Below are 22,917 nucleotides of genomic sequence, written 5' to 3'. Positions count from 1 at the left end.
ACTGCCCCCTTTGACGCGATTCATAATTGCCGTTATTGCTAGGAGGCAAGTATGCCCACAGTCGTCTCACTATTTAGCGGTTGCGGTGGCTCGGACGCCGGCTTGATCGATGCCGGCTTTGAAGTTCTCATGGCTAACGACATCCTGAGCTATGCACGCGATGTGTACTTGGCGAACCATCCCGAGACAGACTTTCAGCTCAAAAGCGTAGTCGATATTCGAACCTTTCCAAAGGCCGATTTGCTTGTCGGTTGCTATCCGTGCCAAGGCTTCAGTCAAGCCGGCGCTCGCGATCCTGGGCGTAGCATCAATTTCTTATATCGAGAGTTTGACCGAGCACTACGGCAGATGAAGCCTAAGGCATTCATCGTGGAGAACGTTGCTGGTATGCGTCGAGCAGATTCTCTGCATCTATTTGAGAATCAGCTTCGTCGCTTCCGATTGGCTGGCTACAAAGTGACGGCGAAGATACTAGATGCTACCGAGTATGGCGTTTGTCAGGAACGCGCACGCCTGTTTTTCGTTGGAATTCGCTCAGATATAAATTTGACGTACGAATTCCCCGCGCCTACCCATGATCCGCATGGTGTTTCACCAACCTTGCCTGCGACGCCGTTATTGCGTGATGTCATTGGGCATCTCCCGGAGTGGCCAGATGGTGAGTTCGACCAACAGCCTTTCCATTGGTACTACCTTTCTCGAAATCGTCGTCGCGGTTGGCACGAAGTCAGTAAGACTATCGTCGCACACAGCCGGCACGTACCGCTGCATCCGATTAGCCCAGAGCTAACAAGATTAGGTACAGATGAGTGGGTGTTCTCTTCTGATGCACCTGCTAGGCGTCTTTCATTTCGTGAAGGCGCTTGCATCCAAGGGTTTCCTCGGGACATGAAGTTCCCCGATACTTACGGTTTGTCCCTGAAGTACCGAGTTGTTGGCAATGCCGTTCCACCTCCATTGTTTCGTGCGGTAGCTTCCGCGCTACCTGATATGTGGTGAGCGTCAGCGTCTGGTTCTAGGTGGTCGGACGTTTGAAGATTTGGAATCCGATCGAGATCAACGGCTTTTCGTTCTGGCGGGTGCTTTTTTCGCATTTCGAGAGCCAAGTGATCTACCGTTTTTCAGGGCAGTCTCCTTGGTTGCGGTTTTATTGATGTTCTTTGGTGCTTTCTTAGCAGACTTGCCTTTCTTCAGAACCGTTTTTTGACTGCGCTTCTTCTTTACTTTCGCCTTTTTCTCCGCCGCCGACATGGCATCAAGAATCATGGCCTTGAAAGGCGTGGGCAATGGTTCTTGCTCAAGATTCAACGCCCGAATAAGACGGTATCTATCGAAGAGCAACGTCCCCACGTTGATGGGATTTAGCCACGCACCGTTGGCACTGCGATAGACATATGGAATAAAAGACGCCAACACTGGTTTGGAAGTCCACGTAAACAGTGATTTGAATCTAAGCGGCTGATAAATCTTATCTCGCCAATATTTTGTATCGGATGAAGAGGCACATTGGCCAAGTAGAGCAACTGCGCCATGCGCCGCATCTTCAAATCCGAATGTAGCAATTAGATCAACGCCACCATCTCCGCCAATGTCAGGTAAATGCGAAATATAGTCTTCATTGACTTTGGCTGCCAGATGCGGCTCCAAGAATCTGGCTACTTGTTCTGTGGAAGTGCCGATTGCCTTGCGATCACTTGACCCCGCATCAACATTCCATACTTTAGCTCTTGATCCGAGAAAACGTTGTAGAGCCAACTTACAAAGATCAGAGAACGAAGCAGAAAGAGCCTGGCTCAATTCTGTTCGACTGCAAGAAAGTAAAAATCTATATACTAAGGATTGATCTGTTTCAGCGACATTCGGCTTGCGGATGACATCACGACTGACGTCGAATACATAACTTCCGGCAAATGTAGCAGCTCTATAGACCAAATGATCGAAGCAATCATCGATAGCGCGTTCAAGCATGGTATCCGGTTCGAGTTCAATATCAGCGGACCGCCTTTCAGGAACGCCATCGAAGCTAAAATCTACTGCAATATCTCCACGAGATATTTCTGTTGATAGTTCCTTGAGAAGGACCCATTCAATTTCATCAGCAACACGTTGCGGTCGCTCTACTAGACTCATATCGGCGCCTCCCCTGGCCTAAATTCCGAGCACCTTCTTGATTGCACTGAGCTGCTTGTCGATATCTCCCACGATATCGCGAATGGTCTTATCCGGTTTTGCAGTTGGAATCATGGAGCTAACCATTCGAAGCTCTTGATATGCACGTGAAAGTGATTGCAATACGTTGTCCGCGATTGCCCCCGAGCGCTCGTACGCGATGGAAAGATCTCTTGTATTCCTGAGCACCTTTGTTGCTGTCTTGGATCTGAGGACTGCAGCCAGTTCGGGTAAATTTCGGGATTCGCCAAGAACGGTCCGACCATTGGCATCAGAACGAAAGCACCAATCGTAAAGGTCAGCAACACCTGATTTGCTCAGACGGCCAGGATAAACAATCGGGTCGTTATATTCCTCAATGGTGTCGCTATCGGCATCATATTGAATAACGCCCGTATGACCCGCGATGGGTTTGCGATCTCCAATAGCGGTATACAAAACGCCGAAGCTGAAACTCAGCTCGTCCATTGTTTTGTCGCCATAGAAACCATTCTTCTTAATTAAATTGAAAACCGCTAAAGCATCCAGATTCTTGCGGACATAATCGCTTCTCCTACCGCTGCCAATTCTTGATGCAACTTCTAGATATCTATCCGCTGGCGATTTTTTATTACTGGTGGCGATGAAAAGCTGGTACATATATCTTGCTTTTGGCAAAGGCTCCCAAGCCTTGACGCCGACGATATGGCGCGAACCCAAATAAGGCAGGGCACTATCACGCGAAGCTACCTCGATAACAGGTAACTTGTCAGGGATGTTCTGCGAGGGCGAACGATCCGCGATTTCGCGCAACGAGGGCCGCTGGGGATAGAGCCCAGGGTTGCGCAAGAGTTTGACGGAAGTAAGGCGCCGATTACCTTCAATGACCCGAAGTTTTCCCTTGGGATCGCTCGAAGAGCGATAGACAACCAGCGGCTCCCCGGGGAAGAACCCATTTCGGCCAATGGCTTCCATGAGATCTTCGACCGCCTCATGACGTGCAATATGCTGGATCAATTGCTTCTGGGGAGAGCCATGCAGGTCCTCCGGCAGTCGGGGATTGTCAGGGTCCAACAAGAGTTGGTCGATCGGTACTTCTTTTATGGCGGTCAAGGTTAGCACCCTCCAGTTAGCAGCTACACGAGGAGCGCAACTCCGCCTTTCCCTGCGGTAACAGTTGCTCCTTGGCGCACTGTTTACCATTGCAGTGGGGTACTCCGCCACTACTATTTGCGGAAATGGTGGAAAAGGCCACCATCGCCCCCTTTTTCTTATCTTCCGCTTGCCACACCCACACTGGTTATCCGCCTAAAAGCTTGCGTAGTAAGAGGGGGCGCGCGACGGCGGGGGCCGCCGCAATTGTCACCTTTTGGATCTCAGAGCTAGGGACTAGAGACCGTTGGCTAAGCTAGTCCCATTGGTGCACGATGGAAAAAATACTTTGAAAAGAACGCGCGCGCTGGCTACCCGCGTTCTTTTTACATGTCGTTCGCGGCGTCTGCTTCGGGTTCGCCGTAGTGACGGCGCAGGGCGGACGTCATTTCGCTGATGTCCTAGGGCATATAGGCGAAGCAGCCGTCAGTCCCTGTATGAAAACCGGCAGATAAGGGGTTTCGTCCGAGCGGAAGCGCGGACTAGCCAAGGCGGCTCGCTCAGCCCCCGACCGAACCTCAATCCACCTATTCCTTCAACCGCATCCTGAACTGAAAACACTCAATTCCAAACCCTTCGCGGAAATAGAAGCGATGGGCCTGTTCGCGGATGGTTCGGGAGATCAGTTGAATCTCGGTGCAGTCCAGGGCTTCGGCCTCGGCGCGTAGTTTGGCGAGGATTCTTGATCCGTAGCCTTTGGAGCGGACGCGCTCATCCGTTACGAGGTCGTCGATATAGAGCAGGCGACCGCAATAGATCATGTTCATGATGCGGTAGCTGGCCACGGCCCGCACCACATTGTCGTCCGTAAGCGCCAGCAGCTTGAGATTGTCGCTGGCCATCAGATCCCGGATGAGGGAGACGTAGTTGACTCTTTCGATCTGGGGCCGCAGTTGGCGCATGACGTCGAACGTCGCGGCAATCTGTTCGTCCGAAACGGCATGCTCGATATGAAGGGTCATCGACGTGGGTGTTGGCGATACACGACTGGGATGTCGCGATTCTGGGCAGGCACCGCAAGGCCGTCAATCAGTGCCAACCGGCCCACGGTAGTCATCCCGGCCATGGACGGATTGGCTCCCAACCTATGACCTATTCAGCCCGACCGCGTGCAGCCATACCATCGGCGATCCGCGGTCGTGGCGTCGCCCACATGAAGTGCTTGCCGCGTCAAACACTCTGGAGAAGCGCAATGAGGTTCAGAGGCACCCGACGTCATTCTGCTCAGACCTCCGTCGCCGCACGGGCATACCGCATGCGCGCCGTCCTGGCGTTGGTCCTGGCCGCCCTCGCGCCGGCCGCCGCCGCGCAATCCACGCTGTTCGATTCGCACGTCCACCTCTGGGACGGCGAGAAGTCGCTCCAGGCCTACGAGGCGCAGTTGAAAGCGCAGAAGCTGGGGCCGGCTGATTTCGCCGGGATGTGGTTTGGCGGCCCCAACCAGGCGCTGGCCGGGGACACGGCGGCCATCCGCGCCGGTAACGACGGCATCCTGGCCCTGGCGGCCAGGCATCCCCGGATGACGGCGGTGGTGACCGTGCATCCCTACGATGGCCAGGCGGCGCTGGACGAGCTGGCGCGGGTGGCCAAGCGGGGCGCCCGCATCCTCAAGATTCATCCGCACACCCAGAAGTTCGAGGCCGATGACCCGCGAGTGCTGGCCCTGGTCCAGCGTGCCGGCGAACTCGGCGTCATCGTGCTGATCGACAACGCCAACATCCTGCCGGGTGACAGCGAGAAGATGTTCAATCTGGCGCTGCACGCGCCGGGCACGAAGATCATCTTCGCGCACATGGGCGGGATGAACTTCCGCTTCTGGAACACGCTCAAGGCGGCGCGCACCGCCGAGGGCCTGCTGGGCGACAACATCTATTTCGACGTCTCGGCCATCGTGGCGCTGGTGGCGGATTCACCGGTGGAGCAGGAGTTCGTGTGGACCATGCGCAATGTCGGCATCGACCATATCCTGCTGGGGTCCGACTATCCGCAGTTCTCGCTTGAGCAGAACGCCGACGCGCTCAACCGTTTGGGCCTGGACGAGCAGGAGCTGGCCAAGGTGCGCTACCAGAATGCCCGCGCCTTGCTGGAACGGCGCAACTGAGCCGCAGGCCGGCAGCAGTGGACGTAGCAGGCGGGTCAGGGGCGATAGGCTCTCTCTTCGCCCCTCCGGCGGCGGGCAACGCCCGAACCGGAGGGGGCCGCGATGAAAGCAGGCCGCGCCGGCCGTTCGCTTGCGGCTAGGCACCCTGCTTTGCGGCGGCGTAGTGGCGCAGCCTCTGCGCAATGTCGCCGGCGTGGAGTTCAAACAGATGATTGTCGAAGTCGTAGAAGTAGACGGAAGCGCTTTCCGCGTCTATCCGGGGGCGTGAGGGCACCACCTCCGCTCCCGCATCAATCAGGTGGCGGGTGACTTCGGGAATGGCCTCCAGGTCGATACTGAGGGCAATGTGGTCGTAGGACCGGGCGCGCCGGGTGTCCGCGTCCTCCATGACGACCAGCCATAGATCACCTATGCGGAGGAACGTCTCCGGATACTTCGAATACTCCCGTTCCCGGCTCCGGTATTCCTCGCGGGCGCCCAGGGCCTGGACCAACAGGCGAACGGTCCGGTCCATGTCGCGCACGACAAGAGTCACGTGGTTGATACCGCGAATGGACATGGGCTGCTCCAGCTTCCGGACGAAAGCCGGACGTCCGATGGATGATAGATCGTCCATCGGTGCATGAGCGCTTGCTTGGGGGCTAGTGCGTGGAGGCACAGAACGCGGGCGCCGGCTGCCCGCGTTTTTGTTACGCGATGCTGACGGCTTCTTCCGCCGCTTCCTCGGGTTCGCCGTAGTGGTAGCGCAGGGCGGACAGCATGTCGCTGACGTCCTGGGCCATGTAGGCGAAGCAGTCGCTCAGGGCCTGCAGGGAAATCGGCAGGCAGAGGGTTTCATCCGAGCGGAAGCGCGGATTGGCCAGGGTGGACAGCATCTTGAGGTGGTCACGCAGCTGGATCATGTTCAGCTGTGTCTCTTCTTCCAACAGATAGACCATACGGGGATTACTCATTGGATCTCCTTTCCTTGATGGAAACCCGGCACGCGGGATTACGGCCGGGAGCCGGGAGGCAGAAAACCGCGTACAGTCGGTCGGGCTGATTTCCCTTTCGGGTGTTGTATTCGCCCCCTCCCGGCGAAGACGCGAAGTCGCCGGTTGTCATCCAGTGATGATGCAAAAGAAAAACCACCGGAATGACGGAGGTGGTACCGCTGTACGGAGTTTTTCTGGACTCCTGAGGCCAGAGTCTGCCGAGCGTGCCGTGCGGTGTCGACTAACTTTGAGCGTTTTACGTTCAAAGATCATGCTCTCACGAAGAGATCTTTGATGCTGCTATCTCTGCGTGGAGCCGGGCACATGTGCGGAAAACTCAAGTACGATTTGCATATCGAACTGTTGACTTCGTTGTGGGGCGTCCGCCTGCGGGTGCCCTTGCCACGGCTAGCATGGAGTCGGGATCGTGATGAAGAACATGGTGTTGGCGATGTGCCTCGCGTGGTCGGGCCTGGAAGACTCGCAGGCGCAATCGTCGCGAGAATCCCTGGGCGTAGAGCGCTTCAATGCGTATATCCATGAGATGGAAACCGGCGAGACCAGCAGCGGGACCGTCCTGTTTTCCAGCCAGGTCGCCACAGCGTACGAGACGCTGTTGAAAACCGAGTCAGATCGGTGGCAGACACTGGTGGATGAGACCGAAGACGGTTTGCGGCTGCTGTTCCGTGCATCCCAGGTTGCGGTGTTTTATACCGGTAACGCCGCTTATCTTGACCTGATGGAGCGCGCGCTGACCGAACTGGAGCGGCGCCATCTCGCTTCGCCCGGGTTACACGCGCAGATGTATGAAGCCTACGTCAGGACTCGACGACTGGATGACGCGCGCGCCCTGGCGACGCGCGCCGGCTTGCGCGACGTCAGCCCCATTCCGCCCATCACGCACGCATCGACGCTGGATATGGACAGACCGGCATGGTTTCGCCCGGAGGCGAATGGTGAGGGCCTGCTGCTGGACAACCCGACGATCGACCCGGAGTTCCAGGTCATCGTGACCACCGGCGCCTACTGCAATCCCTCGCATCGGGCACTCCGGGAGATACATCGGGACAAGGTACTTGCCGCGCTGTTGGGGCGGCACGCGCTTTGGGTCATGCCGGCCGACAGCGCCATCCACGGCGCGGTACTCAGGCAACTGACCGCCGACTATCCGGAGTTCCGGTTCGGCATCGCCTACGGCAAGCGGAACTGGCCGATGGTGGACAACTGGGCCACGCCGATCTTCCATGTGTTCAAGGACGGACGTCTTGTCGATCAGGTCGTGGGCTGGCCGGAAGGTGGCCGCGCCGAGGCGCTGCGCAAGGTGTTGTCGCGACCGGGTGCCGCTTCGGATTTTTAGTGTGCGTGAGCCCGTACCAAAAGTTCGTGCTCTCACGGAAACGGCGCAGGGCGCTAATATGGGGCGGGATGCTCGCGAAGGGATGGGCGGTGATGGAACTGGAAGCCACGAGGACGATTCCGAACACCGACGCCTCCAGCGGGCGGTTGATGCTGTGTGCCCAACGGTCGGGCCTTTTTCAGGTTCGTCGCTTTCTGCCACGAGTGCTTCTGGCTTTCGTCGTGCTTCTGCTAACGGGTTGTCCGCCGGAAGAGCGGTACGTCGTGACCAATTTCCTGGGCGAGGACATTCAGGTCCAGTCCACGGACGGAGCCATAAGCGTTCGAAGCTCGGAAGCGGTCACCATCCGGACCTACGAGCATGTGTTCGAGCTGGATAAGGCGGGTCATAGCCTGCTGAAGATAAAATCCGGAAGGGGTCGTCGATGCTTTGTTCTGGATATCTCTTCCTACGGGGTAGACACGGACACTTACTACGGAAGCGAACCGCGCCCGACACTTCAGATAGTGCTGCTTCCAGAGGGCGATGCGTACGCTATCCCGTACAACCATTCCGCCATGGCCGAAGTCCAGAGCGGAAAAATCAAAGATAGACCGCGCTTCCGACAGTGCCCTGGGCCAGGGAGGATTGCCAGGGACTAACATCTATCGGCGTTCTTGTTCATCTATGAGGTTCATTGTGAGCCACCAATAGTCGTGAAAGCGCCCGAGGTAAGCGCCGGTTCTTCACCTCCCAGACCTGGGTGAAGTAACCCGATAGACGAAGACCGCAACCAGAGCACCCACGCCTGTCACCAGCGCACGGAGCAGGGGGCTTTGAACGAGCAGCGCACCAACGACGGCCGTGACGGCGCATACGGCAAGCGCGGCGAGCAAAGGGATGACATATTTCACTGCGTGTTCCTCATTCACGCCATCAGTATCCAGGCGACAGCCATGGCGTTGTGAAACATGTGGATGAGCGCCGAAGCCACCGTGTTTGCTCTGGATAGCCGGGATGAGCGCAAGAGCGGGATGGCAAAGACCAGCGAGGGGAACCACACCACCAGCCCCCAGGGCCAGTAGAACAGGCTGTGCGCGGCCGCCAGCAATGTCCCCGCACACACGGCCGACCAGCGCGGCGCAAGGCGCCTGGATATCTTCTTGAACAGCCATGCCAGCAGAACCGCTTCCGCCACCGGCGAAAACACGACAATCCCCGCGATTGTGAGGACCATGGCGAACGCATCCGGGCCCATGTCGAGTGGCGGATACGGGCCCTCCAGCACGCGATCCAATCCCGACCCCACCAGGTAAGCGCCGGCAAAGCTCACGCATGCCAACAGAAGGCAGCGAAGGAGCATCGAGTTCACCGATGACAAGAAGATAGCCCGGCGACATTTCGTCGCCGGGCAGGGATTACTGCATGCCTGCCGGCATGTTGTTGTAGTAGTCGCAAGCATCCCCACCGGAATGCTTTTCCGAGAGGACTGCTTTGGCGAGCAATCTGGCGGCTTCCCTCAAAACGGCTCCGATGAGGATAGCTCGTACGCCTCCGCTTACCGCTTCGATTTCGCTGGATGAAAGCTCACGCATGCTCGGTTTCCTCCTTTCAATGGTCGTTCGACCGGGAGTCCCGAGCCTGTCATGCGGTCGACCAAGCGTCGACTAACTTTGAGTGCTATTCGCTCAAAGTTCGCGGTCTCACGGAAGCATCGTGGGGCGATAAGGTGGGGAGAAGTACCTGGAAAGGTAGCTCAGTGAAAGGTCACGAAAGTTGGCGGATAGCACTTCTATCCATGTCGAACCCTAGTCGCATCACGTTTGTATTCGACTAATTCCTACTCTGCATCCGATTGAACTGTGCGCCGAGTAGGATGCATGGTTACCTTCGCGGGGGCATGGCCGTAGCGCTCCCGCCAAAATGCCTCGTCAAATGAGGCGTAACCGAGCAAAGGAGATTGAATCATGCGCGAGCTGAGCCATCAGGAGTTGGAACAGGTTTGTGGTGGTGCGTTCTGGGGAGATGTGGGATACGTGCTGGGAAAACTGGCTGCGATGGGGGCGAAAGTGCAACAGCATATCGACTCTCTGGATAACCCAATGCTGGGTGCGATGTCCCAGGGAGCCTGATGAAGGAGTTTCCAATGAAAGAACTAACAGCCTTTGAGTGCGAGCAGGTATCAGGTGGGGTTATTGCCCAAATCCTGATCGGGATCGCTGTCTATGACGCCGTGACCGATTTCGCGAAGGGATTTGTCGAAGGTGTCAAGTCTGAGATGTAGCCAATTGGCAGCGAGTTCAAAGAGCTCGCTGCCTCATTCTGTGGGAGAGCTTATATGGCCTTGCCGGATGCGACGAGTGGATTCAGGCATTGGATCAATCGTCTCTTTGAGGACAACATGTTCAGGATATTCGTTGCCCTTGTTCTGTTGGATTGGGTATATGCGAGGTGCAAAGTCGCTATTCTGGGGTTCGTCGAGGGCATCAAAAGTGTCATGGGTGGGTGACGCCCAATAACAGCGACCCGGAGTCCTAGAGCGGACGGTCCAAGAAAATACAGCAGAGCGCGGGCATGAACTGTTCGCGCTTTCAACTTCGCTCAAGATCGTGTGTGCCCGCTAACAATCCGTCCGTTCGCCATTGTAAGTACCCGATCGGCGCTGTTGATGGTCTCGGGTCTGTGCGCCACGATGATTCTGGTCAGATCCAGTTGCTGGATGGCTGCATTGACCAGTTGCTCTCTTGTCACGTCCAGATGGCTGGTAGCCTCGTCGAGAAACAGGAGCCTGGGCCTCCGGTACAGCGCCCTGGCGAGGATGAGGCGTTGCTTCTGGCCACCGGATAGCGAGCTGCCCATGTCGCCGATAAGGCTGTGATAACCCATGGGCATGGCGACAATTTCCTCGTGCACCGCCGCCAGCCGGGCCGCGGCTTCTATCCGCGCCGGATCGTGGTCCGGGTCGAAGAAGCTGATGTTTTCGGCGACGCTCCCGGCGAACAGTTGGTCATCCTGCATCACCGTGCCGATCATCGGACGCACACTGTGCGGACCAACCTGATGCAGATCCAGACCCCCGATGCGGATGCTGCCCGAGTGTGGTTTCAACAGGCCTAGCATCAGTTTCACCAAGGTCGTCTTGCCGCAGCCGGAGGGTCCGATGATGGCGACCGATTCACCCGGCTCGACAACGAAGCTGCAGTTGTCGATGACCCAGGGCTCGCCTTCGGCGTAGCGGAAAGACAGGCCATCCACCACGACGCAGGAGTCCGTGGGAGGAGGGCTTTCCTGCCTGTGGATATCCTCGGGCGGGGTAAGGACGATATCCGCCAACCGCTCGCCATGCAGCCGAAGCAGCTTGAACCCGATGAATGTGTCGATGAGGCTGATGATGCGGCTGCTGAACTGTCCTTTGTAGGACAGGTATGCCACCAGCATGCCTATCGAGAAGGTATTGCCAAGTACCAGGTGCGCACCGATGGCCAGTACGATGATGTTCTCGACCCCGAAGATAAGGCCGCTCGTGGTCTCGTAGATCATGTCCATCTTGGCGATACGGACTGCCTGGTTCTGCGTGTCCACCGCATGGTTCATCCAGGCGGCGTGGCGTTGGCGCTCATGCCCCATGAGTTTTATGGTGCTGACACCTCGCAGGGTCTCCAGGAGATGGGTCTCAAGCCTTGCGGAAAGCACGAGCTTCTCTTCGTTGGCCTGCCGGAACCATCGATAGGTGGCCAGGCGAACGCCAAAGTAGAGCAGGAGTGCAATCGCGCTGACCAGCATCAGGCGAGGGCTGTACATCAGCATCACCACCAGTGTAGTGACCGTCATGATGCCATCCAGGACCACTCCCACCGCGCTGGAGGTGATCATGTTCTGGATGGTGCCCACTGACCCCATCCTGGACGTGATGTCACCTAGGTGGCGCTTCTCGAAGAACTCGACCGGAAGGCGGAGAAGGTGCGCCAGCACGTTGCCGTTCCATTGCAGGCCCAGGTGCATCGACAGATGGATTCCGGCCCAGGTACGCATCAGGCCAATGGCGGTCTGCAAGACAAGGAGCAATGAGAAGGCGACGATCAGGACGGTGAGAAGGTCGGTATCGGCGCTGACCAGGACGTGGTCGATGACCCCCTGGGTGAGCAGCGGGGATATCAGGGTAAAAACCTGGAGCGCCAGTGAGAGCAGGAGGATATGCAGCAACGAGCGCTTGAGCCCTCCGATGGAACCGGCCAACTGGCGGAATGAGACGGACGGCTTCGGCTTTTCCTCCTTGAAGTCCATCCCGGGTCGCAACTCCAGGGCGACGCCGGTGAATCGGTTCGACACCTCGCTCACAGCCAGCTTGCGCAGGCCTGACGCAGGATCCATGACCGTAAGCGACTTGCCACTGACCTCGGTCAGTACGACGAAATGATTGAGATCCCAGTGCAGGACGCACGGCAATTGGAGCTGGTCAATTTCTGCCAGCTCCAGCCTTAGCGGGCGCGCCAGGAGGCCTTGCCGTCCCGCCACGTCAATCAGTTGCTGGAGCGTCGCTCCCTTCAGCGACATGCCGTTCTGGCCACGAAGGGTAGCCAGGTCGATATGGCGGCCGTGGTGCGCCAGGATCATGGCCAGACAGGCCAGCCCGCACTCGGCGGCTTCGGATTGAATGATGGGTTTCATGTGCCCAGGACAAGAGCGAATCCGGATAGCGAAAGACTGATTGCCATGTCCTAACGGATGATCACCGGGGCTCCCGTGTCGGTCCGAAAGCCTAGCTTTCCGTAGACAGCGAAGGTCTGATCGACCAGGGAGTCTTCTTCCGCCGCCAAGTCGAAATAGGCATCAAACTCGGGGATATAAACAATGACGTGGTTCGCCCAGATTGGATCAGGCACCACCAAGCTTCTCGGTGGCGTTGACTTGAGGCTCGTGATGATGGTGGTTGAAGGGATTCCTCGTGCGTCGAGCATGTCTCTCAGTAACGTCACATAATCTTTGCAATCGGCGACGCCAAGCGTTGTTATCTGGCCGGGAGAGTTCCTGGGGTGGATTCCCAAGTTGTCAGCAGTGACCAGGTATGGGAATTGGCTTCTCAGTCCTCTCGCAATTTCATCTATTTCGTCAAGAGTGATATTGCTTCTAACGGGATTTCTATTGGTAAGTAGCGCACTCTGGTGTATTTCGTAGTGCCTTGCGAACTGAGACCAGCTTTCTATGGTCGAGTAAAACGTGTAACTGCTTTCTTCGGTCCAGCGGCGATCATCATCCAGGATGGTGGAGCCATTGATTCTGCCTCGGTGGATGCTGCCATCCATCATTTTTGGCGAGTCTAGATAGATGGGGGAGCCCTCTGCGGCGGTGATGATGTGTCGGTTTATTGCGCCGCCTTCCATGTGGAACGTTCCAAGAACGCCATCAAAGATGGGCGATGTTTCTGTTACTTGGCGTACGACCAGTAGTTCTCTTTTTTGCGATGCTGAGGTGGTGATGGATTTGTCTATTTCGTGGTAACAGATAGAAGTATCTGGCTCGCCTGCTGATACGGAAGCCTGGCGACTCTGCCTGTCAGTTGGAGAATAGATGTCGGCTGAAATGCTAAGTACACGTGTTCGATCGCACAAATAAGGAAGGCTAAAGGAGTTGCGATCGGTTCCATCTACGAGCCGTATGTCATCTGGCGAGATTATATTGAGGCTGACCCGGATCGTTGCGTTGTCTTCCTTAAGCAGTATTCGAGAGTAAAAGCAGGAAGACGTCAGTTCCTTGCATTTTTCCAGGAAGGAGATTTCGTCCTTCCCGGGAGACATGAACGGAGCGTCTTTCGCATAGACAAGCAGGGGCGTTAATCCGAAGAAGGCCAGGAAGATGCGGGCGAGTATTTTCATGCGAGGCTATTGTTGTTTCGATGCTTTTTGAGCTCCGTTGCCCATGAATACATGGGCAACGGAGTTTTACTTCACTGGATGCAGGTTCGTCCCCGGGAGTCCCACCTCCCTTCCGTCAGTTGCTCGCAAATAGCGGCGGGAGACCTGTCCAGCGCTGAGATCCATGTTTTCGCCGCAATCTTGCAGAACTGGCTGGTTGCTTCCGCCAATGATTCGCCTGTTTTTCCGGTGACGACGCTCAAGCCTTCGCCAAGACGTTGGCAGGCGTTCATTGCCTGGTCGTGGCTTAAGCCATTACTCCTGGCATCCCTGTACGCATATTCCAGTTCTCGCTGCACGTGCGGCGGAATGTCACCGCCGTTCCGTCCGCCCGATACAACCGTCAGTTCTTTCGCTGTCAGTGTTCTCATGAATAGACTCCTTTACCTTCCGCGTGAATCCGGGAACACACCCGGCAATTTCAAGAAACGTGGGCGGATGCTTGCCCCAAAGCAGGGCTGTCAATGGGCCAGCACCGTCCCCCGAATCGAATAAATCGGCTCAAGCACCCATTCGATCAGGCTGCGCTTCTCTCCCAGAACATCGGCATCCAGCAGCATTCCCGGCTTGAGAGGCTCTGCTTTCCCGTAGGCGGTAACCGACTGCCTGTCGAGCGCAACGCTGATTCGGTAGAGCGGTTCGTTGGTGGAATCACTTGTTCCGCCTGCCTCGCCGTTGACCGCACTCCGGCTGATACGACTGACGCTGCCCCGATGCTGGCCGAACTTCTGGTAGGGATAGGCCTGGTAACGCAGCAATACGACATCGCCGGGTTCGATGAAGCCGATGGCGCGACTGGGCACCCATAGCTCCGCTTCCAGCCGGCCGTCGCCCGGCAGCACGTTCATCAGTGGCTGGTTGGCCTGTACGGCCTGACCTGGCTTGAACAATTGGGCGGCGACCACCCCGGCGACGGGAGCAGTGACAGCCAGTTCGCTGCGAGCCTGCGTTTCGAGACCTTCCTGTTCCAGCAGGGCGAGGTCCCGCTGGAAGGCCGCTTCGCTGCCCAGGCGTTGTCCGGGGAGTTCGCGTATGGCCTGGTCGAGCTGGGTGATTAGGCGGCGCGCCGTGATGAGTTGGCGCTGGAGCGCCTGCATTTCCCCCGTGAGGGCCAGTACCGTGGTTTCCTGTTGCTTGATCTGCAACAGGCTGACGTAACGATCCTCTTCCAATCCCCGCAGGCGATCCAGGGTTTCCCGTGCGATTCGGATCTGTGCCTGCCGGGTGGCGATCTCGATCTGAATCTGTTTCAGCTCCCGCCGGGCGTCGGCCCGTTGTCCGGAAAGGCCCGAGGCCTGAGCATCCAATTGCTCCTGCTGGGCCGAACGGGTTGTATGCAGACCCTTCGTTCGTCGTTGCAGCCGCGCTTCCAGAGCGGCCAGGGTGTCACCGTCGGCGACTGTGGCGCGTGGCATGGTCACCACGGCGATCGTCTCGCCCGCCCGGGCGTGACCGCCTTCGGGAATGTCGACACGCGAGACGATGCCGGTGGCCGGCGCAAGGACGGTCGCCATGCCCTGCACCGGCACCAACTGTCCCACCACCCGTGAGCGGCGGGTATACGTGCCGAAAACAAGAAACAAGACAATCGCCAGCGCCGCGGTGCTGGCAAACGCGGTCAGCACCCACAGGCGTAGGGGTTGGGTGAGGGAGATGCTGCCCAGCCAACCCGTGCGTCTTGCCTCCAGCACTTCCTTGCGAAAAAGATCCTGCGACATGGTGCGGACCACCGGGGACGTCGTTGCGAAACAGTTATCCGGTTACCGCATCCAAGTCGACTAACTTTGGAGGTTTTACGTTCAAAGTTCGCGTTCTCACACTATGAATCTTGCTGCGATCGCGTCGCTGTGCCCTCTTGCCGAACGCTCACATGTGGCCATCAATGCGTCGCCGAGACACGCTTCTTCTCTTCGCCAACAACAAACCAAGCGCAGCGAGCAAGGGAGCGCCGAGAACCAGCATCGCCCGCACTGCGCCCGAAGCCTCCAACTGCGCAGCTGCAATCGGCAAGACAATCAGCAGCACCCCATTGTTGAGGCTTTCCGAGACGGCCAGTACCTGACCCTTGTCGGGGCCGCTGCGGTGGGCGAGCAGGGCGGTGCTGGCGGGGGCGGCCAGGCCGAGGGCGAATCCCCACAAACTCAGACAGGCGAGTGCGGCCGGGAGCGTCAGTGGTGCGGCCATGAAGGCGCCCATCGCCAGCGGGAGCAGCCACAACGCGGCCATCAATACCGCCTCGTCCCCTGAAAGCAGGCGGCGTACCGCGCCAATACCCAGATTGCCGAGAAACAGGCCACCGCCGAAGACGGAGACCGACAGGCCGACGGTGGCGGTTCCCAGGCCATGCCGGTGGCGGAGCACTTCACCCGCCAGCAGGAAGCCGGCGACGGCGGCGCCGTTCCAGAGCCCCTTGGCCAGCAGCAGGTGTACCAGCCTGCCTTGGGCAAGCCAGCGGACGGCGCCCGACCCGGCGAAGGCGCGCGCGGGTGGCGTGGACGTCACCGCGCCGCACGCCACACCGAAGGTCAATACGCATCCGGCCGCCATCGTCCAGAAAGGCATGCGCCAGCCCCATGTTTCCGAGAGCACGCCGGCCAGCGCGGGACCGGCGACAAGGCCGAAGGTCATCCCGGCCATCACCGCGCCCATTGCGGCCGATTGTCGTGACGCGGGCACGGTATCGGCCACCAGCGCGAAGGCGGTGGGAATGAGCGCCGCCGATGCCAGTCCGCCCAGCATCCGCAAGCCCAGCGCGACTTCGAAATTTGGCGCAAGCGTCAACGCCAGATGATCCGCCGCCAGCAACAGCAGCGACAGCAGCAACCATCGCCGCCGATCCATCCGGTCGGACAGATACCCGAATACGGGCGCGGCCAGCGCATAGGCCAGCGCGTAGCTGGACACCAGCCACGCCGCCCGCGCGGGCGAAACCGCGAACACACGCGCCAGCGGCGCCAGCATCGCGGACAACATGAACTCGGACGCGCCGACAAAAAACACCGCCAGCGCCAGTGTGGGCAACAGGAATCGTGAAGGCATGAAGCCCTCCTTGCAGTAAGGGGAATGAAGACGCACGGCGTCGCCGCCGCGCCCGTCGTGTGACAGGTGAGACGATTCAGGGAGAAAGAAGAGAACGCGGCGACGCGGACAACATCGTGGCCACAACGCAGGCAATGGAGCCACGTTGGCACGAAGGTCGGAGCGGGAGGATGGCGGCACGCGGAACCGCGTGGCGGGGAACGTCAGAGCCGCGCAAAGCGGGGCCGGGCGTGACTATATACCTTCAACGGTTTCGCGGAAACCGGCGGTGATCGGTTCCCGTGCATCGGCAGGACGGTTGAGAGCGAGGCGGTCCCTCTCGGGCATGCACGCGCGCACCGGGGCGTGCAGGACTACCGCTTTCGGGCGCCGCGCCACCCCGATGGTCACTCGTATTGCAGTACGTACGTGAGGGTGGCGTCGGCTTTTCCGGCGGTCATCTCGCCGGTGGTGGCCACGTAGCGCGCCTTTCCCGAGAAGCGGTACCGTTCAAGGTTGGGTTCGCTCGATTGCCACGTCAGCGGCAACGCGCCTCCCTTCGTGAAAGGCACATCCTTCCCTTTGTCATTGGTCACCGCGATGCCGACGCCTTTGGCGGCATTGGCTGCGCCACCGCCATCCAGATTCAGCAGGCCGTCCCGAACGGCGTTTCCCTCGAAATAGACTTTGACGGGGGGCTTGGTCGCAGGGTTCATGCCTTCGCATTGGACGTCAAGGGAAAACGCATGTTCCTTGGCCTGGCCCAGTTTGATTTCGGCAACTACTGCCCGCCCCATGTTGACGTCGGTGACGGTGCGGGGGGTGTGGCAACTGGTGAAGTAGGTGTCCTGTTCCAGTGACGTCCGCAAGGACGTACCCACGATCCGATAATGTGGGCGCTTGGGCGTGGTGTAGTTGGTATCGATGAAGAACTGGGTCTCGTAGTCGAAGGAGAAGGAACCCTTGCCTACGCCCATGGCGGTACGGACGAATTCGAACACGGCCTTTGTGGGAGCGAACAACGTCCCGCCCGTGTTGGGAGTTGACCGTTCGAAAGGAGCGGCGGAGGACCAAAAGCCATTGTTGCTATCGCTGGCGAGCTTGATTCTTACGCCCACGCCGGGAATGCCCGTCTCGTACACGCCAGGTATGTTCGAGGGTTGCAAGGTGGTTTTAGGCGTCGTCAGGCCGTACTGACCGTCGTTTCCGCACCATGACCAGTTGGGGACGATGCTAATGGTGAGGGCCAGGGGGACGGTGATGGGGTCCTTCGTCATGGGCTGGCCAATGCCGACGTGGTCCAGCTTGATGGTGGTTGGCAAAGGGGCGATGGGCGTCGAGTCGGGATAGGTCATCCCGTTGTGGGGCCGGCCGCAAAGGGCATGCGCCGCGCCGGTCCACGCGCTTCCGATCAGAAGCAGCGACAGGCACGCGGCGGCTTTCCGCGGGAAGGACGTCGCCATGCGCGAGGCAGGGGTCGAAGTTGTGGCGTGCTTGCCGGGGGATCGTGCAGTCGTCTTCATGGAAGGCATGTTCAATCACTTTTCTGACGAATCGGGCCGTGTGGGCGGCGTGTACTCACTGCCCTCTTCGCGGACGGCGATGAAGGAAAAACCGGATCCCGTCGAATCGGAAAGGTTCCGGATATCGGCATCCGCATCGAGCGAGTGGGCATGCGAGACGGTCAACCGATGATGATGAAACCGAGCAACAGCACGTGGCGCGGTTCTATTCCATGAGCCTGCATTCCGAGGTTCAGAGTGCCAAAGCCTGTCACGCCCACGAAAATTAGGGCAACTAACTTTTACGATTCAAGTTTCAAAGTTTCACTTCCCACATTTGTGGGTTTGACAGCACATCGATTTCGTCCGTCTTTCTGATTGACTTTCGCGCGAATTCAGTTCGCGTTTCTCCTCGATCCGTCCACCCTTGCCTTGTGACTGAATCGCCCGCAACTGTCAGCCGTATCCGGTTCCTCGGGTATCATCGAGCCGCGTCCGCCGGCGGATTGGGGAGTACGCGCCGCCGCGCCCGGAGGGGAGCCGCATCGCCAGAAAGGAAAAAAGGACACATGACGGCATTGTCTCGACGGATCGAATTCTGGGTGGTAGTGATCGTGGCCTTCGGTTACTTCATTGCCGGCAGCGTGTGGGCGGCCTGGTTCGCGCACCCCTCGGACGATCTGGCGTTCAGCGATGCCAGCATGATCGGGTTGATCCTGACCGAACTCGTGCTGTTTTCACTGCTGGCGCCGCTGCTGTGGTGGCGTGGCTGGCGGCCGGAAGCGCTGGGGCTGGGATTCACCTGGCAGGATGTGGGCGTGGGGTGCGCGCTGTTTCTCGCATGCATCATCGCCGCGTCGTTGTTGATGACGGGCCTGGCCCTGATAGCGGGTGGCATGGGGACGCTGTGGGAGCGGATGGAAGGCGCACCGTTGTCGATGGCGGCCATCGTGGCGGTGTCGATCGTCAATCCGATCTTCGAGGAAGTTTTTGTCTGCGGCTACGTGATACGCGCCTTGCAGCGCACCCGCAGCGTCGCGTTCGCGGTGAACGCCAGCGTCGCCATCCGCGTGTCCTACCATCTGTACCAGGGCGCCATCGGCGCGCTGGGCGTGGCGGTGGTCGGCCTGATCCTGGGTTGGTGGTTCGCCCGCAAGGGCCGCCTCTGGCCGGTGATCATCGCTCACGGGTTGATGGATCTGGTGGCGTTGCTGGGGTTCGGGATGGGGTACTGACGCAAACCGCCGACGCGACCCCTTTCAGTGCCTGCGCGGCCCATACTCCGCGTCCAGGCACTGCCGCAGCACTTCCAGCGCCTGTTCGATGTCGCCGACCGGCAGGCCGGCGTAGCCGAGGATCAGGCCAGCGCGATCCGGTGGGTCGAGGTAGTAGGGGGCGATGGAGTACAGGCCCAGGCCCATGCGGCGGGCGCGGTCGACGAACTGGCGGCCCTGTTCGCGATCACGCTGGTTGAGCCAGACCGGGATGTGCATGCCGGCCTGCGAGTCCACGAAGCTCAACCGGCCTTCGTTCATCCGGTGCAGGCCGTTCAACAAGGCGTCGCGGCGTTCGCGCAGCGCGATGAGCGAGCGGCGCAGGTGGCGGTCGCAGGCGCCGGAGGTCATGAAGCCGGCTAGCGCGGCCTGATCGATGGCGGAGGCGCCGAAGTCCTCCATCCATTTGGCGGAAATGAAGTCCCGCCTCAAGCCGCGCGGCACCACCAGGTAGCCCAGCCGCAGCGACGGGAACAGGGTCTTGGAAAACGTGCCGACATAGATCACCCGGCCGTGCTCGTCCTGCGACTTGAGCGAAGGCAGGGAGCGGGCGTCGTAGCGGATTTCGCCATCGTAGTCGTCCTCGATGATCCAGCACTCATTGCGCGCGGCGTACTCCAGCAGCGCGGCGCGCCGTTCCGGCGGCAGGGTGCCGCCCTGCGGAAACTGGTGGGAGGGCGTGGTGTAGATGACGCGCGGCGCGGTCTTGGGCAGGGCCTCGACGATCAGGCCCTGGTCGTCCACCGGCACCGGCTGCAGCTGCGCGCCGTAGGCCTGCAGGATCACCCGGGCGGCGTAGTACTGCGGCTCCTCGATGGCGACCGGATCGCCGGGGTCGAACAGCACGCGCGCGCACAGCGACACCGCCTGCTGGGTGCCGGCGACGATCACCACGTCCTCGGGGCGCGCTTCCACGCCGCGCCGCAGCACGTATTCGCAGATGGCCTGGCGCAGTTCCGGCAGGCCCTGCGCCCACGGATAGCCGGGCGAGGTGTACAGGGCGGCATGGCCGAGTTCGCGTGCCCAGGCGGTGGTCACGGCCGGGTGCGTGTAGGGCGCGCCGTACTGGAACGAGAAGCGCACGCCGGGCACGCGCTTGCCGGGCAGGTTGTCCTGATCGTGGGCCTGGCGCGCGCGCGCGGTGAAGCGGGTCTGCGGCGGCAGCGGCGGTGTTTCCACCGGCGCGGGCGCGGGCCGCGCGGGCAGGGTCACGTAGCTGCCCGAACCCACCCGGCCATCGATGTAGCCTTCGATGCGCAATTGCTCGTAGGCCGCCAGCACGGTGTTGCGCGATACACCCATCTGCTGGGACATGAAGCGGGTCGGTGGCAGCCGGCTGCCCTGGCGCAACTGGCCGGTCGCCAGCGCCTGCTTGAGCGCGCGGGTCAGCTGCGCGTGCAGGGGGCCATTTCCATCGAGTTGCAGTTGCGTGAGCATCCGGTTCCTCCCAATGGCCCTATTAGATCCGGGTGGATTGGCCCTTGATGGAGCCATTCGCATTGTTTCAGATAGGGCCAAATTGGCAATCGGGAGGCCGTGATGGCCAGTCGAAGCGAGGCGTTCCACCCGCTGCCGCCGGTCCCGCCGGCGGTGTTCTGGTCGGTCATGGGTGGCACCGCCGCGGCGATGCTGGATCTGGCGGTGGCGGCGGCCTACTGGGGCGCGCGCGGAGTCGCGCCGGACCGCATCTTCCAGTCGATTGCCGCGTGGCTGCTGGGGCCGGCGGCCTTCACCGGCGGCGAGGGCACGGTCGCGCTCGGCGCGGTGCTGTACGCGGGCGTGCTGTCGGGCGTGATGGGCGCCTACCGGTTGCTGGCGCGGCGCTTGCCGGTGCTGTTACGCCATCCGTTCGGCGCGGGCGCGGTGTATGGCGCGTCGATGTACGGGTTGATCTTCCTGGTGTTCGTGCCGCACTTCAGCGCGGCCACGCCCGCCACCCACGCGTGGCAGTGGCATGCGGTCTGCGTGGCGGCGTACGTGTTGTTGGTCGGCATTCCCGCCGCGCTGCTGGCGCGCATCCAGGCGCGCTGACGGCGGTGCGCGGCGCGCCCGGGTTCAGGCCCGGCCGTGCGCCAGTCCGGCATCGCCGGGCGCGCCTGGCGCGAGCGCATAGCGTGCGCACAGCACGCCGATCAGCGCGTGTATCGCGACGCTGGCGGCGACCCAGCCGGCGTCCTTGAAGCTCGCCATGCCGGCGGCCGACAGCGGCAGCACGACGAAGTTCATCAACAGATACAGGAAGAGTCCGTAGACCGCGCCCATCGCGAATGGACGCTGCCGCAGCAGCGTCACGCGCGTGGCCATTTGCCGGTAGGCGGCGACAAACAGGAACATGATCGCGAAGTGGGACACCGCGCCGACACCGGCGGTCTGCACCCCGCCGGTGAAACTGGCTTCGCCATACCAGCCGGCGGCGATGGATTGCAGGATGCGCATTGGCGGCACGCCATGGCTGATCCACCAGAACCCCATCGCGAAAACCAGATCGACCATGCCCGCCACCAGGGCGCCGAGGCCGACGCGCGGCCAGCCCGAGACGCGTGAATCTTCGCGGTGCATCGCAATTCCCCTTGTGATGGATGGTATGAACGGGTCGCTTCTTTCAGGCGGCCCGCGAAGCCCGCGACAGAGCGTGCCGGCGGATGCCCGTGGGCGTGACGCCAAACGTGGTCTTGAACGCACGACAGAACGCGCTCTGGTTTTCATAGCCCAGCCGCAGCGAGATGTCGAGGATGGACAGATCGGTGCCGCGGATGAGTTCCAGCGCGCGCCGGTCCCGCAGGCGCGACGCGTATTCGAAGGGCGTTTCGCCGAATACCCGGCGATGCATGCGCAGCAGGTGGCAGGGCGAGTAGTTGGCCAGCCGGGCAAGCGCGTCCAGATCCAGGCGCTGGCCGGGGTCGCAATGGATGGCATGGCGGACACGCAACAGCCGGGTCATGGTCTGGTGGCGCAGCGGCTGCGTGCGTCCCGCGCAGCGCGCAAGCAGGCCGTGCAGATCCGATTGCCAGTGCGCGATGTTCTCCATCACGACGGAGGCGGCATCCTGCGCCGGTTCACGTGGACGGTCGCGGGCCGGGGCGGCCAGCGCGATCAATCCGTGGGCCAGGCCGCGCGGCATGCACGCCTGCCAAGGCAGCAGCGGCCCGGCCTCGGCATGTCGTTGCGGCATCCCCGGCCACGCCTGGCGCGCGCCGGCAACGACCAGCCACGCCTGCGGCCGGGCGCTGCGACAGCGAAGCACGCCATCGCCCCAGGCCTGGCCGTGGCCCGCGCCGAGGTGCCATTCCAGTTCACCGGATTGCAGGCGGAGATCGCCGCGCATGGCCCAGCACAGGCTCATCCATTGCGCGGGCACGATGAGTCCGCTGCCCCGTCCCTGGGCCAGCACGACGTGCAATCCGTGCGCGGTTTCGCGATGCAGATCCAGCTGGCCGAACTGGCGCAGCCGGTGCGGGACGAGTTCGAACATGGCGATTCTCTCTCCGTGCCGGCGCATG

24 protein-coding genes are annotated in these 22,917 nt (G+C 60.3%); 8 read left to right on the top strand and 16 right to left on the bottom strand.

From position 1 onward, the window contains the following. The first annotated feature begins 51 nt into the window (after positions 1-51). A complete protein-coding gene (locus ACTJI2_RS15150; RefSeq protein WP_440842616.1) occupies positions 52-999 on the top strand; it encodes a DNA cytosine methyltransferase in 948 nt (315 codons plus the stop codon). 57 nt (positions 1,000-1,056) lie between these two features. Here ACTJI2_RS15150 and ACTJI2_RS15145 read toward each other — a convergent pair whose 3' ends face one another. The 3 genes from ACTJI2_RS15145 to ACTJI2_RS15135 all read right to left on the bottom strand — a co-directional run bounded on the left by ACTJI2_RS15145 (position 1,057) and on the right by ACTJI2_RS15135 (position 4,262). Next, positions 1,057-2,130 carry a hypothetical protein gene (locus tag ACTJI2_RS15145; protein ID WP_440842615.1) on the bottom strand — a complete coding sequence of 358 codons (1,074 nt, stop codon included), beginning with the start codon at positions 2,128-2,130 and terminating at the stop codon, positions 1,057-1,059. A gap of 18 nt (positions 2,131-2,148) precedes the next feature. Beyond that, positions 2,149-3,261, bottom strand: coding sequence for a ParB N-terminal domain-containing protein (locus ACTJI2_RS15140; protein ID WP_440842614.1), 1,113 nt, complete (start codon positions 3,259-3,261; stop codon positions 2,149-2,151). Between the two features lie 566 nt (positions 3,262-3,827). Beyond that, positions 3,828-4,262 (bottom strand): GNAT family N-acetyltransferase, encoded by a 435-nt coding sequence (locus ACTJI2_RS15135; protein WP_440842613.1) that lies wholly within the window; start codon positions 4,260-4,262, stop codon positions 3,828-3,830. A 293-nt stretch (positions 4,263-4,555) separates the two neighbouring features. On the opposite strand from ACTJI2_RS15135, the gene ACTJI2_RS15130 reads away from it, so the two are divergent. Beyond that, positions 4,556-5,401, top strand: coding sequence for an amidohydrolase family protein (locus tag ACTJI2_RS15130; protein WP_440842612.1), 846 nt, complete (start codon positions 4,556-4,558; stop codon positions 5,399-5,401). Between the two features lie 136 nt (positions 5,402-5,537). Here the strand turns inward: ACTJI2_RS15130 and ACTJI2_RS15125 are convergent, their stop codons facing one another. Further along, positions 5,538-5,960, bottom strand: a complete 423-nt coding sequence (locus tag ACTJI2_RS15125) for a VOC family protein (protein ID WP_440842611.1) — start codon at positions 5,958-5,960, stop codon at positions 5,538-5,540. A 130-nt stretch (positions 5,961-6,090) separates the two neighbouring features. After that, a complete protein-coding gene (locus ACTJI2_RS15120) occupies positions 6,091-6,354 on the bottom strand; it encodes an XAC0095 family protein (RefSeq protein WP_249889596.1) in 264 nt (87 codons plus the stop codon). A 451-nt stretch (positions 6,355-6,805) separates the two neighbouring features. On the opposite strand from ACTJI2_RS15120, the gene ACTJI2_RS15115 reads away from it, so the two are divergent. Continuing rightward, a complete protein-coding gene (locus ACTJI2_RS15115; RefSeq protein ID WP_440842610.1) occupies positions 6,806-7,732 on the top strand; it encodes a hypothetical protein in 927 nt (308 codons plus the stop codon). Between the two features lie 92 nt (positions 7,733-7,824). Further along, positions 7,825-8,373, top strand: a complete 549-nt coding sequence (locus ACTJI2_RS15110; RefSeq protein WP_440842609.1) for a hypothetical protein — start codon at positions 7,825-7,827, stop codon at positions 8,371-8,373. Between the two features lie 266 nt (positions 8,374-8,639). On the opposite strand, the gene ACTJI2_RS15105 is transcribed toward ACTJI2_RS15110, so the two are convergent. Next, entirely contained in the window at positions 8,640-9,074 is a 435-nt protein-coding gene (locus ACTJI2_RS15105; RefSeq protein ID WP_440842608.1) for a hypothetical protein, read from the bottom strand. Between the two features lie 55 nt (positions 9,075-9,129). After that, entirely contained in the window at positions 9,130-9,306 is a 177-nt protein-coding gene (locus ACTJI2_RS15100) for a hypothetical protein (RefSeq protein ID WP_440842607.1), read from the bottom strand. A gap of 372 nt (positions 9,307-9,678) precedes the next feature. On the opposite strand from ACTJI2_RS15100, the gene ACTJI2_RS15095 reads away from it, so the two are divergent. Beyond that, complete coding sequence (locus ACTJI2_RS15095) at positions 9,679-9,843, top strand: hypothetical protein (RefSeq protein WP_440842606.1); 165 nt, start codon at positions 9,679-9,681, stop codon at positions 9,841-9,843. 14 nt (positions 9,844-9,857) lie between these two features. After that, the gene (locus ACTJI2_RS15090) at positions 9,858-9,995 is read left to right on the top strand and encodes a class IIb bacteriocin, lactobin A/cerein 7B family (RefSeq protein WP_440842605.1); all 138 of its coding nucleotides are present in this window, start codon (positions 9,858-9,860) and stop codon (positions 9,993-9,995) included. 317 nt (positions 9,996-10,312) lie between these two features. Here ACTJI2_RS15090 and ACTJI2_RS15085 read toward each other — a convergent pair whose 3' ends face one another. The 6 genes from ACTJI2_RS15085 to ACTJI2_RS15060 form a co-directional block, all read right to left on the bottom strand. Further along, complete coding sequence (locus ACTJI2_RS15085; RefSeq protein WP_440842604.1) at positions 10,313-12,379, bottom strand: peptidase domain-containing ABC transporter; 2,067 nt, start codon at positions 12,377-12,379, stop codon at positions 10,313-10,315. Positions 12,380-12,429: 50 nt separating this feature from the next. Continuing rightward, positions 12,430-13,584, bottom strand: coding sequence for a hypothetical protein (locus ACTJI2_RS15080; protein WP_440842603.1), 1,155 nt, complete (start codon positions 13,582-13,584; stop codon positions 12,430-12,432). Between the two features lie 71 nt (positions 13,585-13,655). Beyond that, entirely contained in the window at positions 13,656-13,994 is a 339-nt protein-coding gene (locus tag ACTJI2_RS15075) for a hypothetical protein (protein WP_440842602.1), read from the bottom strand. 90 nt (positions 13,995-14,084) lie between these two features. Beyond that, positions 14,085-15,341 carry an HlyD family secretion protein gene (locus tag ACTJI2_RS15070; protein ID WP_440842601.1) on the bottom strand — a complete coding sequence of 419 codons (1,257 nt, stop codon included), beginning with the start codon at positions 15,339-15,341 and terminating at the stop codon, positions 14,085-14,087. A 148-nt stretch (positions 15,342-15,489) separates the two neighbouring features. Continuing rightward, entirely contained in the window at positions 15,490-16,662 is a 1,173-nt protein-coding gene (locus tag ACTJI2_RS15065) for an MFS transporter (RefSeq protein ID WP_440842600.1), read from the bottom strand. Positions 16,663-17,048: 386 nt separating this feature from the next. Beyond that, positions 17,049-18,164 carry a fimbrial protein gene (locus tag ACTJI2_RS15060; RefSeq protein WP_318288458.1) on the bottom strand — a complete coding sequence of 372 codons (1,116 nt, stop codon included), beginning with the start codon at positions 18,162-18,164 and terminating at the stop codon, positions 17,049-17,051. 548 nt (positions 18,165-18,712) lie between these two features. On the opposite strand from ACTJI2_RS15060, the gene ACTJI2_RS15055 reads away from it, so the two are divergent. Then, the gene (locus ACTJI2_RS15055; protein WP_440842599.1) at positions 18,713-19,378 is read left to right on the top strand and encodes a CPBP family intramembrane glutamic endopeptidase; all 666 of its coding nucleotides are present in this window, start codon (positions 18,713-18,715) and stop codon (positions 19,376-19,378) included. Positions 19,379-19,402: 24 nt separating this feature from the next. Here the strand turns inward: ACTJI2_RS15055 and pdxR are convergent, their stop codons facing one another. Continuing rightward, a complete protein-coding gene (gene pdxR / locus ACTJI2_RS15050) occupies positions 19,403-20,854 on the bottom strand; it encodes a MocR-like pyridoxine biosynthesis transcription factor PdxR (RefSeq protein ID WP_440842598.1) in 1,452 nt (483 codons plus the stop codon). 102 nt (positions 20,855-20,956) lie between these two features. On the opposite strand from pdxR, the gene ACTJI2_RS15045 reads away from it, so the two are divergent. After that, positions 20,957-21,448, top strand: a complete 492-nt coding sequence (locus ACTJI2_RS15045; RefSeq protein WP_192199199.1) for a hypothetical protein — start codon at positions 20,957-20,959, stop codon at positions 21,446-21,448. A gap of 24 nt (positions 21,449-21,472) precedes the next feature. On the opposite strand, the gene ACTJI2_RS15040 is transcribed toward ACTJI2_RS15045, so the two are convergent. Both ACTJI2_RS15040 and ACTJI2_RS15035 read right to left on the bottom strand, forming a co-directional pair. Then, entirely contained in the window at positions 21,473-21,976 is a 504-nt protein-coding gene (locus ACTJI2_RS15040; protein WP_440842597.1) for a hypothetical protein, read from the bottom strand. A 43-nt stretch (positions 21,977-22,019) separates the two neighbouring features. Then, entirely contained in the window at positions 22,020-22,889 is an 870-nt protein-coding gene (locus ACTJI2_RS15035) for a helix-turn-helix transcriptional regulator (RefSeq protein ID WP_192199201.1), read from the bottom strand. Between the last annotated feature and the right edge of the window lie 28 nt (positions 22,890-22,917).

Origin of the sequence: Pseudoxanthomonas sp. 22568, from assembly GCF_052044485.1 — a bacterium.
Taxonomy (GTDB): domain Bacteria; phylum Pseudomonadota; class Gammaproteobacteria; order Xanthomonadales; family Xanthomonadaceae; genus Pseudoxanthomonas_A; species Pseudoxanthomonas_A beigongshangi.
Note: the sequence above shows the minus strand (reverse complement) of the source record. Positions and strands in the feature narration are given on the sequence as shown.

Bases quoted from the DNA above. Each gene is read 5' to 3' on its own strand.
- ACTJI2_RS15150 (WP_440842616.1), top strand. From the start codon at position 52: ATGCCCACAGTCGTCTCACTATTTAGCGGTTGCGGTGGCTCGGACGCC.
- ACTJI2_RS15145 (WP_440842615.1), bottom strand. From the start codon at position 2,130: ATGAGTCTAGTAGAGCGACCGCAACGTGTTGCTGATGAAATTGAATGG.
- ACTJI2_RS15135 (WP_440842613.1), bottom strand. From the start codon at position 4,262: ATGACCCTTCATATCGAGCATGCCGTTTCGGACGAACAGATTGCCGCG.
- ACTJI2_RS15130 (WP_440842612.1), top strand. From the start codon at position 4,556: ATGCGCGCCGTCCTGGCGTTGGTCCTGGCCGCCCTCGCGCCGGCCGCC.
- ACTJI2_RS15125 (WP_440842611.1), bottom strand. From the start codon at position 5,960: ATGTCCATTCGCGGTATCAACCACGTGACTCTTGTCGTGCGCGACATG.
- ACTJI2_RS15120 (WP_249889596.1), bottom strand. From the start codon at position 6,354: ATGAGTAATCCCCGTATGGTCTATCTGTTGGAAGAAGAGACACAGCTG.
- ACTJI2_RS15115 (WP_440842610.1), top strand. From the start codon at position 6,806: ATGAAGAACATGGTGTTGGCGATGTGCCTCGCGTGGTCGGGCCTGGAA.
- ACTJI2_RS15110 (WP_440842609.1), top strand. From the start codon at position 7,825: ATGGAACTGGAAGCCACGAGGACGATTCCGAACACCGACGCCTCCAGC.
- ACTJI2_RS15105 (WP_440842608.1), bottom strand. From the start codon at position 9,074: ATGCTCCTTCGCTGCCTTCTGTTGGCATGCGTGAGCTTTGCCGGCGCT.
- ACTJI2_RS15100 (WP_440842607.1), bottom strand. From the start codon at position 9,306: ATGCGTGAGCTTTCATCCAGCGAAATCGAAGCGGTAAGCGGAGGCGTA.
- ACTJI2_RS15095 (WP_440842606.1), top strand. From the start codon at position 9,679: ATGCGCGAGCTGAGCCATCAGGAGTTGGAACAGGTTTGTGGTGGTGCG.
- ACTJI2_RS15090 (WP_440842605.1), top strand. From the start codon at position 9,858: ATGAAAGAACTAACAGCCTTTGAGTGCGAGCAGGTATCAGGTGGGGTT.
- ACTJI2_RS15085 (WP_440842604.1), bottom strand. From the start codon at position 12,379: ATGAAACCCATCATTCAATCCGAAGCCGCCGAGTGCGGGCTGGCCTGT.
- ACTJI2_RS15080 (WP_440842603.1), bottom strand. From the start codon at position 13,584: ATGAAAATACTCGCCCGCATCTTCCTGGCCTTCTTCGGATTAACGCCC.
- ACTJI2_RS15075 (WP_440842602.1), bottom strand. From the start codon at position 13,994: ATGAGAACACTGACAGCGAAAGAACTGACGGTTGTATCGGGCGGACGG.
- ACTJI2_RS15070 (WP_440842601.1), bottom strand. From the start codon at position 15,341: ATGTCGCAGGATCTTTTTCGCAAGGAAGTGCTGGAGGCAAGACGCACG.
- ACTJI2_RS15065 (WP_440842600.1), bottom strand. From the start codon at position 16,662: ATGCCTTCACGATTCCTGTTGCCCACACTGGCGCTGGCGGTGTTTTTT.
- ACTJI2_RS15060 (WP_318288458.1), bottom strand. From the start codon at position 18,164: ATGAAGACGACTGCACGATCCCCCGGCAAGCACGCCACAACTTCGACC.
- ACTJI2_RS15055 (WP_440842599.1), top strand. From the start codon at position 18,713: ATGACGGCATTGTCTCGACGGATCGAATTCTGGGTGGTAGTGATCGTG.
- pdxR (WP_440842598.1), bottom strand. From the start codon at position 20,854: ATGCTCACGCAACTGCAACTCGATGGAAATGGCCCCCTGCACGCGCAG.
- ACTJI2_RS15045 (WP_192199199.1), top strand. From the start codon at position 20,957: ATGGCCAGTCGAAGCGAGGCGTTCCACCCGCTGCCGCCGGTCCCGCCG.
- ACTJI2_RS15040 (WP_440842597.1), bottom strand. From the start codon at position 21,976: ATGCACCGCGAAGATTCACGCGTCTCGGGCTGGCCGCGCGTCGGCCTC.
- ACTJI2_RS15035 (WP_192199201.1), bottom strand. From the start codon at position 22,889: ATGTTCGAACTCGTCCCGCACCGGCTGCGCCAGTTCGGCCAGCTGGAT.